Consider the following 12,335-nt stretch of genomic DNA (forward strand, 5'->3'; position numbering starts at 1 on the left):
CCGTCCCGGCGCCCCCAGGCCATCGGAGCGGCCGTCCCGCCGGCGCTCCCCGATGCCGTCCCCGCCGTCCCTCCGGCCGCCTCCCCTCCCCCACCGTGGAAGGACTCCCCCGCAGATGACGTACGCAAGCGAGCAGACACCGGCCGCGGCGCCGGAGGCGATGCCGGCCCCGGCCCCGGATGCGCCGGATGTGCCGGACGCCTCCGAAGCGGGGGCCGTCCGGCCCCTCCCGGCCCGCGCGGTCCCCCCGGTCGCCGAGCCGTCGCCCGCCGGGCCGGTGCCGCCCGCCGTCTCCGCCCCGCCGTCCCTGGAGGACCGGGCGGCCGGATGCCTGGTCGGCGCCGCCGTCGGCGATGCGCTCGGCGGGCCCGTGCAGGGCTGGTCGCCGGAGGAGATCGTCAAGCGGCACGGCGGCCGGGTCGAGGGCATCGTCGGACCGTTCCACGACAACTGGCGCACCGCCCGCCCGCTCACGCCGTACCACAAGGGCGACGGCCACGTCACCGACGACACCTTGATGACGCATGCGCTGGTGCGGGTCTACGAAACGGTGCGCGACCACCTCGACGCCTATGACATCGCCGACCACCTCGTCCCGGACCTGATCGGCACCCCGCGCTGGATCCCGGAACTGGAGACCGAGGCGCTGCCGCTGCAGCGGATCTTCCTCGCCGAGAAGTGGATCGTGGCGCGGCTGCACTACGGGCACGCGGACCCCCGCGAGGCGGGCGTCGGCAACATCGTCAACTGCGGTGCGGCGATGTACATGGCTCCGGTCGGCATCGTCAACGCCGGCAACCCGGACCGGGCGTACGCCGAGGCGCTGGACATCGCCGGTGCGCACCAGGCCTCCTACGGACGGGAGGCGGCGGGGGTGTTCGCCGCGGCGGTGGCCGCCGCGTTCCTGCCGGACGCCACCCCGTCCTCGGTCGTCGTCCAGGCGCTGCGGCTGGCCAAGGACGGCACCCGGGCCGCGATCGAGGCGGTCTGCGAGGCCGCGTCGTCGCTCACCGACACCGCGTCGGCGACGGCGCCGCTGCGGGCGGCCGTCGCCCCCTTCGACACGGTGGGCCCGGACTACCGCAACCCGTCGCTCGGCGCCCGGCGCCCCTCCCGGCTGCATGCCGTCGAGGAACTTCCCATCGCCCTGGGCATGTTGCTGACCGGTGGCGGCGACTTCCGGGCCACGGTCCTCGGCGCGGTCAACTACGGCCGTGACTGCGACTCGATCGCCACGATGTGCGGCGCGCTCGTCGGCGCGCTGCGCGGCGCGGCGGCGGTACCGGCCGAGTGGAGCGAGGAGGTCGCCCGCGCCAGCCGTCTCGATCTGCAGGCGCCCGGGGCCGCGCTGGCCACCGTCGCCCGCGAGATCTTCACCCGGGACCGGGCCCGCGCCCGCACCCACGAGCAGGCCTTCACCGCGATCTCGGCCATCCCGGCGATGACGGAGGCGAGCGGACGGTGACGGCCACGGCCGGCGCCCGGCCCGATGGTGCGGCCCCCTCCCCCGGGCCGCTCGCCGGGCTGCGCGTGCTCGATCTCGCCACGCTGTTCGCCGGTCCGCTCGCCGCCACCCTGCTGGGGGACTACGGCGCCGAGGTGATCAAGGTCGAGCATCCGCACCGCCCCGACCCGTCACGCGGCCACGGGCCCGCCAAGGACGGCATCGGGCTGTGGTGGAAGCTGCTGGGCCGCAACAAGAAGACCGTCACGCTCGATCTCTCCCACCCGGACGGCCGGGAGATCCTGCTGCGGCTGGCCGCCGGCGCCGACGTCGTCATCGAGAACTTCCGGCCCGGGACCCTGGAGCGCTGGGGGCTGGGCTGGGACGAGCTGTCCGCGCGCCGTCCGGGGCTGGTGCTGGCCCGGGTCACCGGTTTCGGGCAGTTCGGCCCGTACGCCCGCCGCCCCGGGTTCGGCACCCTGGCCGAGGCGATGAGCGGCTTCGCCGCGATCACCGGTGAGCCGGAGGGCCCGCCGACCCTGCCACCGTTCGGTCTCGCCGACGCGATCGCCGCGCTGACCACGTCGTACGCCGTGATGGCCGCGCTGCACGCGCGGGCGGCGACCGGCCGCGGCCAGGTCATCGACCTGGCGCTGATCGAACCGCTGCTGACCGTCCTCGGCCCCCAGCCGCTCTGGTACGACCAGCTCGGTCACCTCCAGCCGCGGACCGGCAACCGCTCCCCCAATGTCGCGCCGCGCAACACCTACCGCACCGCCGACGGCTCCTGGGTGGCGGTTTCCACCTCGGCCGAGTCGGTCGCCGCGCGGGTGATGCGGCTGGTCGGCCGGCCCGACGTGATCGACGAGCCCTGGTTCGCGACCGGCGAGGGGCGTGCCCGGCACGCCGACGAGCTCGATACGGCGGTCGCCGGCTGGATCGCCCGGCACGACCGGGCCGAGGTACTGGCCGCCTTCGAGAAGGCCGAAGCGGCGGTGGCGCCCGTCTACGACATCCGCGAGGTGATGGCGGATCCGCAGTACCAGGCGCTGGGAACGATCACCGAGGTCCCGGACGACGAACTCGGCACCGTCCGGATGCAGAACGTCCTCTTCCGGCTCTCCGCAACGCCGGGCGCCATCCGGTGGGCGGGGCGCCCGCACGGCGCGGACACGGACGAAGTGCTCACCGGGATCGGCCTGACCGGCCCCGAGATCGACGCGCTACGCGCGGCGGGTGCGCTGTGACGGCGGCTCCCCCGCCCGGCCGGGGCCCGGCGGGTGCCGGAGCCGGACGACCGCACTGACGGCGCGGCAACGCCCCGGGACAGCACCGCGCCGGGCGGACCCGACGTATCGGGTCCGCCCGGCGCGGTCGGCGGCCGGTGGCCGCCTCAGGACTTCTTGGTGCTGCCGCTGCCGGCGGGCTTGGCGGCGTCCGCCGCGGGGGCGTTGGCCGCGTCCTCGGCCTTCGCGTCCGCGGGCTCGTCCTTCGCGGACTCCGCGGGCTTCTCCGACTCCACGGGCTTCTCGTCGGCCCCGGGCTTCGTCGCGTCAGCGTCGGCGGTGGCATCGGCGGTGGCATCGGCGTCGTCGTTGACGCTCTCAGCGCCCTTGGCTCCGTCCGCGTCCTCGGCGTCCTTGACGCCTTCGCCGCCCTCGTCCGCGCCTTCACCCTCGGCGAGCTGCGCCCCCGGTTCGACGACCGCTTCCCGGCCGGGTGCCTTCTTGGCGGAGATCACCAGGTAGGCGACGGCCAGCACGAAGACGATCAGCGCGGTCCAGACGTTGAGCCGCAGGCCCAGGATGTGGTGCGCCTCGTCGACCCGCATGTACTCGATCCAGGCGCGTCCGGTGCAGTAGGCGGCGACGTACAGCGCGAAGGCCCGCCCGTGGCCGAGCCGGAAGCGCTTGTCGGCCCAGATCACCAGCGCCGCCACGCCCAGGCACCACAGGCTCTCGTAGAGGAAGGTCGGGTGGTAGGTGCCGCCGATCCGTCCGATCGCCGGGTCGGAGCTGATCTGCAGCGCCCACGGGACATCGGTCGGCTTGCCGTACAGCTCCTGGTTGAACCAGTTGCCCCAGCGGCCGATCGCCTGCCCGATGGCCAGACCGGGCGCCAGCGCGTCGGCGTAGGCGGGCAGCGGGATGCCCCGCCGGCGGCAGCCGATCCAGGCGCCCACGGCACCGAGCGCGACCGCGCCCCAGATGCCGAGGCCGCCCTCCCACACCTTGAAGGCGTCGAGCGGGTGGCCGTTCGGGCCGAAGTACGGCTCGTACGTCGTGATGACGTGGTAGAGGCGGCCGCCGACCAGCCCGAAGGGCACGGCCCACACGGCGATGTCGGCGACGGTGCCGGAGCGGCCACCGCGCTGTACCCAGCGCTTGTTGCCGAGCCAGACGCCGACGAAGACGCCGATGATGATGCAGAATGCGTAGCCGCGCAGCGGGATCGGGCCGAGATGTACGACGCCGACCGACGGGCTGGGAATGAATGCGAGGTCCATGGCAAGGTCGACGCTACCGCGCCGGGCAGGGTCGGCGACAACCCACCCGGCAACGGCTGCGTAACGACCCCGTTGTCGTGCGATGACCCTGTGTGTCCGGGAGTCCCCCGGTACCCCGGGTCCCCTAGCTCCCCGGCGTGGCGCTCATGCCGTGCTGCTTCCCCTGGGGCGAAGCGCTCCGGGCGGTGTGTTCTCCCCGGGGCGGGGTGCTCCGGTGGGCCTGTTTCCCCCGGGCCGAGGTGGCGGGGTGCGGCGAGGCGCCGGAGTGGGGCGGAGCCCCGGCGTGCGGCGAGGCGCTTTTCCCCGGCTGCTTGCCCTTGTTGGCGTCCTGCACCATCTTCTTCAGGTCCGCGGGGGTGACGCGGCCGCCCTTCTCCTTCGAGAGGTCCTTTCCATTGAGCAGGACGGTCGGGGTGCCACGGAATCCGGACCTGGCGAAGGCGTCGGTGGACTTCTGCACGAAGCGGTCGTACCTGCCGTCGTTGACGCACCGGGTGAAGGCGGGGGTCACCAGTCCCTTGACCTTGCCGGCGAGTTGGAGGAGGTACTGCTTGTCGGCGAACTTGTCCTCCTCCTCGGACGGCTGGTGGGAGTAGAGGACGTCGTGGTACTCACGGAACTTCCCCGCGTCCTGGGCGCAGAGGGCGGCGTTGGCGGCGTTGAGGGACCCCTTGCCGCCGGCGTTCCCGTCGATGATCGTCACGAGGTGGTACTCGTTCTTGAGCTGACCTGAGTCCTGCAACTCGTGGATGGCCGGGCGGAAGCCGGTCTCGAACTGCTGGCAGGCGGGGCAGCGGAAGTCCTCCCACACCGTGAGTGTGGAGGGGGCGTGGGCAACGCCGACGGGAATGGCGGCGCTGCTGCCGCCGCCGACCTGCCTCGGGCGGGCGGTTTCGTTGTCGGAACCGCTCTTGCCGCTGCCGGCCGAGGTCGCCCAGAGGGCGATGCCGCCGGCGACCACCAGCGCTCCCACCACCGCTCCGGCGACGATGGCCTGCCGGCCGCGCCGGGCGCGCGCCCTCTCCTTTTCCCGCTGTTCCTGCAGCCGCTCGCGGGCGGTTCTCTTACCCTCATGGTTCTTCTGGCTCACGCCCCTGGACAACGAAGCGGAGGGGTGCCGCCGCACCCCTCCGCACCGATGTTCGCCCTATCGAGGGACAGCGCGCCGGTCCTCCCGCCCCTGGGGGACCGGCGGCGCGCACCCCGCTAGGCCCGCTGCCGCACGCCCTCGGCCAGCTCGGCCGCCAGGGCACGGATCCCGGCGAGACCTTCCGCCAGATCGCCGTCCGCCGCCAGCAGCCGCTTGACGAACGCCGAGCCGACGATCACACCGTCCGCGAACCGGGCCACCTCGGCGGCCTGTTCGGGGTTGGAGACGCCCAGGCCGACGCAGACCGGCAGGGCGGTGGTCGCCTTGGTGCGCCGCACGAGGTCCTGCGCCTGCGCGCCCACCGACTCACGGGTGCCCGTGACGCCCATCAGGGAAGCGGCGTAGACGAAGCCGGAACCCGCGGCCGTGATCTCGGCCAGGCGCGCGTCCTTGCTGCTGGGGGCGACGACGAAGACGGTGGCGAGGCCGTGCGTGTCGGCGTGCTCCCGCCAGGTCGCGGACTCCTGGACCGGCAGGTCGGGCAGGATGCAGCCGGCGCCGCCCGCCTCGGCGAGCTCGGCGGTGAACCGCTCGATGCCGTAGCGGTCGATCGGGTTCCAGTACGTCATGACGAGGACGGGCTTGCCGGTGGCCTCGTGTGCCTCGCGCACCGTCCGCATCACGTCCGCGATCTTCACGCCGCCGCGCAGCGCGATGTCGTCGGCGGTCTGGATGACGGGGCCGTCCAGGACCGGGTCGCTGTGCGGCAGCCCGACCTCCACGACGTCCGCGCCGCCGTCGAAGACGGCCTTGGCCGCCTCGATGCCGCCGTCGACGGTCGGGAACCCGGCCGGCAGGTAGGCGATGAGGGCGGAGCGGCCCTCCGCCTTGGCGGCGGCGAGGGTGTCACTCAACAGCTTGATGTTCCCGCTCACTTGACGTCCCCCTCGATCTCCGCGTCGGCGGCGGCGTTGTCCGCCTCGACGGCGGCGTCCGTGTCGTACAGGTCGAAGTAACGGGCTGCGGTGTCCATGTCCTTGTCGCCGCGCCCGGACAGGTTGACGACGATCAGGCCGTCCGTACCGAGCTCCTTGCCGAGGTCCAGGGCGCCGGCCAGCGCGTGGGCGCTCTCGATGGCCGGGATGATGCCCTCGGTCTGCGAGAGCAGGCGCAGCGCCTGCATCGCGGCGTCGTCGGTGACGGCGCGGTACTCACCGCGGCCGCTGTCCTTGAGGTAGGCGTGCTCGGGCCCGATGCCCGGGTAGTCGAGGCCGGCCGAGATGGAGTACGGCTCGGTGATCTGGCCCTCCTCGTCCTGGAGGACATAGCTCCGGGAGCCGTGCAGGATGCCCGGTTCACCGGCGCTCAGGGTCGCCGCGTGCTCGCCGGTCTCGATGCCGTGGCCGGCCGGCTCGCAGCCGACGAGCCGTACGCCGGCGTCCGGGAGGAAGGCGTGGAAGAGGCCGATGGCGTTGGAGCCGCCACCGACGCAGGCGACGGCCGCGTCCGGCAGGCGGCCCGCGCGCTCCAGGATCTGGCGGCGCGCCTCGACGCCGATGACGCGGTGGAAGTCGCGCACCATCGCCGGGAAGGGGTGCGGTCCCGCGACGGTCCCGAACAGGTAGTGGGTGTGGTCGACGTTGGCCACCCAGTCGCGGAAGGCCTCGTTGATGGCGTCCTTGAGGGTGCGGCTGCCGGACTTCACGGCGATGACCTCGGCGCCGAGCATCCGCATCCGGGCGACGTTGAGGGCCTGCCGCTGGGTGTCGATCTCGCCCATGTAGATGGTGCATTCGAGACCGAAGAGGGCGCAGGCGGTGGCGGTGGCGACACCGTGCTGGCCGGCGCCGGTCTCGGCGATGACCCGGGTCTTGCCCATCCGCTTGGTGAGCAGCGCCTGGCCCAGCACGTTGTTGATCTTGTGCGAGCCGGTGTGGTTGAGGTCCTCGCGCTTGAGGAACACCCGGGCCCCGCCGGCGTGTTCGGCGAAGCGCGGCACCTCGGTGAGCGCGCTGGGGCGCCCGGTGTAGTTGACCATCAGGTCGTTGAGCTCGGCGGCGAACGCGGGGTCCGCCTTGGCCTTCTCGTACTCGGCGGCGACCTCGTCGACCGCGGCGACCAGCGCCTCGGGGATGAACTTGCCGCCGAAGGCGCCGAAATAGCCTTCGGCGCTGGGGACGCGCCCCTCGGGGTCGGGAAGGAAGAAATCGGAGGACATCAGACGCACTCCTCGGCCGGGGCGGGCTGCCCCGGAAGTCCGGTTGTGTCGGAGATATTCGGGATTCGGGATTCGGGATTCAGAATTCGGATACGGGAAGCGGGCCTCGCGGTGGGCGTCGCGCGCCGCACGGCCACTACCGCCGCGGAGCCGCACGGGCGGCTTTCGCGGAGGGGCGGACGGCGTCGTGGGATCCGGTCGCGGATCTGGAACCCGGTCGCGGGTGGTGAGATCCGGTCGCGGGCCCACGGCACCCGTTCGCGGGCCTGGGACCAGGGCGCGGGCGGTGGGGGCCCGGGGCCGTGGGACCTGGTCGCGGGTCGTGAGCCCGGCCGCAGGCCCGTAGGACCCGGCCGCGAGGCCGTGGGACCAGCCGCGGGCCCGTAGGACCCGGCCGTCGGCGCTCCCCCGCCCCCTCCCCCCTCTCCCCCTTCGGGGGAGGGGGCGGGGGTGGGGGGGGGTGAGCAAGCGGTCAGACGACCGCCGCACCCACCCGCACCCCGGCGCCCGGGCGGGGCCGACGCGTCAGCGCGCGGGCCCCGGTCGCCATCGCCTGCCGTTGATCTGACCCGGCTCGGATCCGATGTGGTACCTGACCCTGCGCCCGTGGACCCGTCGTGCGGGCGCCCGGCAGCCGCGGTGCCACGGCGGCAGCGCGCAGCGCTGCGGCTCGGGGCGGCGGTGGGCGGCGGGCGGGAAGCCGCGGACCAGCGCCGGGCGCGGGAGGTGGGTGGCCCCCGCCGCGGCGCGCGCGCCGGCCGGCCCCGGGTACGGAACCCGGGCCCGGCAGCTGGGCCTCGCGGCGGTGGCGGTCATGTCGGTGGGTGCCGTTCCCCGGCGCTCAGGACCGGCCGTGCCGGATCGCCGGGTGGGAGCCCGCGGCGACCAGGTCGGCGACCGCGGTCCTGGGGTCCTTGCCGGTCACCAGCGACTCGCCGACCAGCACCGCGTCCGCGCCGTCATTGGCGTACGCGATCAGGTCGTGCGGTCCGCGCACCCCGGACTCGGCGATCTTGACGATGTGGTCGGGGATCTCGGGGGCGACCCGGGCGAAGTTGCCGCGGTCGACCTCAAGGGTCTTCAGGTTGCGGGCGTTGACACCGATGATCTTGGCGCCGGCGTCCACCGCGCGGGCGACCTCTTCCTCGTCGTGCACCTCGACCAGCGGCGTCAGCCCGATCGACTCGGCCCGCTCGATCAGCGAGACCAGGGCCTCCTGCTCCAGCGCGGAGACGATCAGCAGCGCGAGGTCGGCGCCGTAGGCACGGGCCTCCCACAGCTGGTAGGCGGTGACGATGAAGTCCTTGCGCAGCACGGGGATGTCGACCTTGGCGCGGACGGCTTCCAGGTCGGACAGCGAACCGCCGAACTTGCGCTGCTCGGTCAGGACGGAGATGACCGCCGCGCCGCCCGCCTCGTAGTCGGCGGCCAGACCGGCCGGGTCGGCGATCGCGGCGAGCGCGCCCTTGGACGGGCTGGAGCGCTTGACCTCGCAGATCACCGTGACGCTCTCGCCCTTGAGCGCGGCGACGCCGTCCTTGGCGGGACGCGCCTTCTGGGCCCGCTCCTTGAGCTCGTCGAGGCCGACGCGCGCCTGCCGCTCTGCGAGGTCGGCACGGACGCCGTCGATGATCTCGTCGAGCACACTCACGCGAGCGGCCTCCTTCTTGAGCGGTGGAGGTGGACAGTGGCCAGTGGGACGAGCTGTCCCATCCGGCACTCCGATGGTATCCGCCAAAGGATCCAGGTCTCACATCCGGTGGACCGTGATCCCACGAACCGGACATCCGGGAGCCGCGCGCGCACGGGCGCGGCCGGCCCGCACCGCCTGCGGATCACGGTGCCAGCCCGCTGCCGAAGGGGAGATTGCGGACGACCGTGAAGACCAGCAGCAGACCGCCCAGCGCCCACCAGTGGACGGCTCGCGGCCGCGGGCCCGGCGTACGGCGTCCGCGCACCGCACGGCCCAGCCAGCGGGCCCAGAGGACCGCACAGGCGGCGTAGCCGGCCACCGCGAGGGCGTTGTCGCCCAGCGCCGCCACGAGATCGCCGTGGGCGACGGCGTGGGCGCTGCGCAGGCCGCCGCAGGCCGGGCAGAAGAGGCCGGTGAGGTGCAGCAGCGGGCACACCGGGTAGTGCCCGGGCTCGTTCGGGTCGACGACGCCGAGGCAGGCGAAGGCGGCGGTGGCGGCGGCCAGGACACCCAGGGGCGTCGCCAGACGGCGGGGCAGCCCGCCGGGGAGTCGGGCTTCGGGCCGGGGCCGCGCCGCGGGTTCGCTCACGTGCCGATTGTGCGGCCCTGCGCGCGAAGGCGCAGCTTCTCGGCCGCCGTACGGAAGGGTCACGGACGGCTGGTACGGCACCTGGGGTGCGTACGGACCGGGAAGCGGCGCCTTCGAGGGGTGCCACGAGGGTGGCGCCGGGTCGCGGCGCCACGGGAGCGGGAGGGCTCGGCCCTCCCGCGTCGGCTCAGCCCTCCTGGGGCTGTGCCTTCGCCTGGGTGCGCGGCTTGGCCGTGCGCTTGGGCTCCTGGCCCAGGCCGGCCGCACGCATCAGACCACCCGCCAGGGCGCCGAGGCCGATCAGCACGATGCCGGCCCAGAAGCCGGGCACGTTCCCCAGCACGATGAAGGCTCCGGAGACACAGAAGCCGATGAACGAGATGATGACGCCGGTCCAGGCGGCGGGGGTGTGTCCGTGGCCACTGCTCGACATGAATGCTCCTCGTTGCTCTCTCGCGCCGGGGTCGGGGCGCGGTGATCCTCGGCTGCCCATTGTCACCGATGCCGGGTGGAGCACCGTTACCGGGTGGGGTCCTCACCGCGGTCCAGGGACTTCCAGATCTCCTCGGGGCGGTCCAGATCCGGTGCGGGCGGCGTCCGCCGCGGGCCGCGGCCGCCCCCCGGCGTGCGCTCGTAGCGGCCCGACATGGCAGGCCAGTGGCGCCCGCAGACCAGTGCCAGCAGCCCGGCGAGCAGCAGCAGCAGACCGCCGACGGCGGCCACCCACGGCCATCCGGTGTGCGTGACGTGATGCACACCGGCGTCGGTCAGTCCGACCGCGGTGGCGGCCTTCTCACGCAGGGCCGAGGTGTCGGAGTAGCCCAGCACCGCGGCGACGGCGATGCCCACGCCGCTGAGCGTGAGCAGCACGGCGACCGCGATCCGGCCGGCCTTGCGCACCGCGAAGACGGCGACCAGCGCGGCCAGCCCGACGACGGCCAGCGCGCCGGGCACACCGGTCACATCGGCGCCGGTCACGGTGCGCGGCAGCTCGCCCTGGGCCAGCACCGCGGTGCCCTTGGCCCAGGTGCGGCCGGAGGCCAGCAGCGCCAGGGCGGCGCCGGCCGCGCCGGCCGACAGTGCCAGCGCGAGGCTGCGCTTGGCACGGGACGCGGACCTGGCCGGCGGGGGCCCGGGCGTGACCGAGGGCTGGGTCTCGGCAGGGGTCTGGGGTACGGCACTCACGGGTACCACTATCGCGCACCGGCCGGCGGGGCCCGGCGCGCGGGGGTGGCACCTCGGGCGCGGGGGCTACCCGCCCAGGTGGTTCGCGGTGTTCACGGCGCGCAGCACCGCGGCCGCCTTGTTACGGCACTCCGTGTCCTCGGCCACCGGGTCGGAGTCGGCGACGATCCCGGCGCCCGCCTGGACGTAGGCGGTGCCGTCCCGCAGCAGGGCGGTGCGGATCGCGATGGCGGTGTCGGAGTCGCCGGCGAAGTCGAGGTAGCCGACGCAGCCGCCGTACAGACCACGCCGGGTCGGCTCCAGCTCCTCGATGATCTGCAGGGCGCGCGGCTTGGGGGCGCCGGAGAGCGTGCCCGCGGGGAAGCAGGCGGTGAGCACGTCGAAGGCGCTGCGGCCCTCGGCCACCTGCCCGGTGACCGTCGAGACGATGTGCATCACATGGCTGTAGCGCTCGACGGACATGAAGTCGACGACCTCGACGCTGCCCGGCTCGCAGACCCGGCCCAGGTCGTTGCGGCCCAGGTCGACCAGCATCAGGTGCTCGGCGCGTTCCTTGGGGTCGGCCAGCAGCTCGTCGGCGAGGGCCTGGTCCTCCTGGACACTCGCGCCGCGCGGACGGGTGCCGGCGATGGGGTGGACCATGGCCCGGCCGTCCTCGACCTTCACCAGCGCCTCGGGGCTGGAGCCGACGACGTCGAAGCCGGGCCGCACACCGTCCTCGCCCTCGAAGCGGAAGAGGTACATGTACGGGCTGGGGTTGGTGGCCCGCAGCACCCGGTAGACGTCCAGCGCGCTTGCCGTACAGGGGGTTTCGAAGCGCTGGGAGGGCACGACCTGGAAGGCCTCGCCGGCCCGGATGCGCTCCTTGATGTCCTCGACGGCCTCCCGGAAGGCCGGGCCGCCCCATTCGGCGGTGTACGGCGGGACCTCGGAGGGCGGGAGCGCCGCGGCACTGGCGGGCGCGGGCCGGGCGAGGTCGTCGGCCATGGTGTCCAGGCGGGCCACCGCGTCCGCGTAGGCCTCGTCGATACCGGTGTCGAGGTCGTTGTGGTTGATCGCGTTGGCGATCAGCAGGACCGTGCCGTTCCAGTGGTCGAGGACGGCGAGGTCGGAGGTGAGCAGCATGGTCAGCTCGGGCAGCCGCAGGTCGTCCTCGGTCTGCTCGCCGATCTTCTCCAGGCGGCGCACGATGTCGTAGCCGAGGTAGCCGACCATGCCGCCGGTGAACGGCGGCAGGCCCTCGCCCTCGATGAGGTCGCGGGGGGTGTGCAGGGCCTCGACGGTGGCGCGCAGCGCGTCGAGCGGGTCGCCGCCGGTCGGCATGCCGACGGGCGGGCTGCCCAGCCAGTGCGCCTGCCCGTCGCGGGTGGTGAGCGTGGCGGCGCTGCGGACGCCGATGAAGGAGTAGCGCGACCACGTACGGCCGTTCTCGGCGGACTCCAGGAGGAAGGTGCCGGGGCGTTCGGCGGCGAGTTTGCGGTAGAGGCCGACCGGGGTGTCGCCGTCCGCGAGCAGGCGCCGGGTGACGGGGATGACCCGCCGGTCCTTGGCGAGGGTGCGGAAGGTGTCGAGGTCCGGAGTGGCGGTGCCGGTGGTTCCCGTGGTCATGG

11 protein-coding genes are annotated in these 12,335 nt (G+C 73.9%); 2 read left to right on the top strand and 9 right to left on the bottom strand.

Going from position 1 to position 12,335, the window contains the following annotated elements; genetic code table 11:
• Positions 1-115: 115 nt before the first annotated feature.
• Together ABZ851_RS20320 and ABZ851_RS20325 are read left to right on the top strand one after the other, a co-directional pair.
• Positions 116-1,465 (top strand): ADP-ribosylglycohydrolase family protein, encoded by a 1,350-nt coding sequence (locus ABZ851_RS20320; protein WP_361129307.1) that lies wholly within the window; start codon positions 116-118, stop codon positions 1,463-1,465.
• Positions 1,462-2,691 (top strand): CoA transferase, encoded by a 1,230-nt coding sequence (locus ABZ851_RS20325; RefSeq protein ID WP_361129310.1) that lies wholly within the window; start codon positions 1,462-1,464, stop codon positions 2,689-2,691. The genes ABZ851_RS20320 and ABZ851_RS20325 overlap by 4 nt, the downstream gene beginning before the upstream one ends.
• A gap of 146 nt (positions 2,692-2,837) precedes the next feature.
• Here the strand turns inward: ABZ851_RS20325 and lgt are convergent, their stop codons facing one another.
• From lgt to ABZ851_RS20370, 9 genes are all read right to left on the bottom strand, one after another.
• Positions 2,838-3,950 carry a prolipoprotein diacylglyceryl transferase gene (lgt, locus tag ABZ851_RS20330; RefSeq protein WP_361129313.1) on the bottom strand — a complete coding sequence of 371 codons (1,113 nt, stop codon included), beginning with the start codon at positions 3,948-3,950 and terminating at the stop codon, positions 2,838-2,840.
• Positions 3,951-4,074: 124 nt separating this feature from the next.
• A complete protein-coding gene (locus ABZ851_RS20335) occupies positions 4,075-5,040 on the bottom strand; it encodes a thioredoxin domain-containing protein (RefSeq protein WP_361129316.1) in 966 nt (321 codons plus the stop codon).
• Positions 5,041-5,156: 116 nt separating this feature from the next.
• Positions 5,157-5,975: a tryptophan synthase subunit alpha gene (gene trpA, locus ABZ851_RS20340; RefSeq protein ID WP_361129319.1), complete on the bottom strand. Its 819-nt coding sequence runs from the start codon at positions 5,973-5,975 to the stop codon at positions 5,157-5,159.
• The gene (trpB, locus tag ABZ851_RS20345) at positions 5,972-7,258 is read right to left on the bottom strand and encodes a tryptophan synthase subunit beta (protein WP_088797200.1); all 1,287 of its coding nucleotides are present in this window, start codon (positions 7,256-7,258) and stop codon (positions 5,972-5,974) included. Before trpB ends, trpA begins: the two co-directional genes overlap by 4 nt.
• 841 nt (positions 7,259-8,099) lie before the next feature.
• A complete protein-coding gene (trpC, locus tag ABZ851_RS20350) occupies positions 8,100-8,909 on the bottom strand; it encodes an indole-3-glycerol phosphate synthase TrpC (protein ID WP_361129323.1) in 810 nt (269 codons plus the stop codon).
• 184 nt (positions 8,910-9,093) lie between these two features.
• Entirely contained in the window at positions 9,094-9,540 is a 447-nt protein-coding gene (locus ABZ851_RS20355) for a DUF2752 domain-containing protein (RefSeq protein ID WP_361129326.1), read from the bottom strand.
• Positions 9,541-9,727: 187 nt separating this feature from the next.
• A complete protein-coding gene (locus ABZ851_RS20360) occupies positions 9,728-9,973 on the bottom strand; it encodes an HGxxPAAW family protein (protein WP_336052560.1) in 246 nt (81 codons plus the stop codon).
• Between the two features lie 86 nt (positions 9,974-10,059).
• Positions 10,060-10,725 carry a TIGR02234 family membrane protein gene (locus ABZ851_RS20365; RefSeq protein WP_361129329.1) on the bottom strand — a complete coding sequence of 222 codons (666 nt, stop codon included), beginning with the start codon at positions 10,723-10,725 and terminating at the stop codon, positions 10,060-10,062.
• A 66-nt stretch (positions 10,726-10,791) separates the two neighbouring features.
• Entirely contained in the window at positions 10,792-12,333 is a 1,542-nt protein-coding gene (locus ABZ851_RS20370) for an anthranilate synthase component I (RefSeq protein ID WP_361129332.1), read from the bottom strand.
• Positions 12,334-12,335: the final 2 nt, after the last annotated feature.

This window comes from Streptomyces sp. NPDC047049 (assembly GCF_040643995.1).
GTDB lineage: Bacteria > Actinomycetota > Actinomycetes > Streptomycetales > Streptomycetaceae > Streptomyces > Streptomyces mooreae.

Excerpts from the sequence above, each read along its gene's own strand:
- ABZ851_RS20320 (WP_361129307.1), top strand. The coding sequence starts at position 116 with ATGACGTACGCAAGCGAGCAGACACCGGCCGCGGCGCCGGAGGCGATG.
- lgt (WP_361129313.1), bottom strand. The coding sequence starts at position 3,950 with ATGGACCTCGCATTCATTCCCAGCCCGTCGGTCGGCGTCGTACATCTC.
- trpB (WP_088797200.1), bottom strand. The coding sequence starts at position 7,258 with ATGTCCTCCGATTTCTTCCTTCCCGACCCCGAGGGGCGCGTCCCCAGC.
- ABZ851_RS20360 (WP_336052560.1), bottom strand. The coding sequence starts at position 9,973 with ATGTCGAGCAGTGGCCACGGACACACCCCCGCCGCCTGGACCGGCGTC.
- ABZ851_RS20370 (WP_361129332.1), bottom strand. The coding sequence starts at position 12,333 with ATGACCACGGGAACCACCGGCACCGCCACTCCGGACCTCGACACCTTC.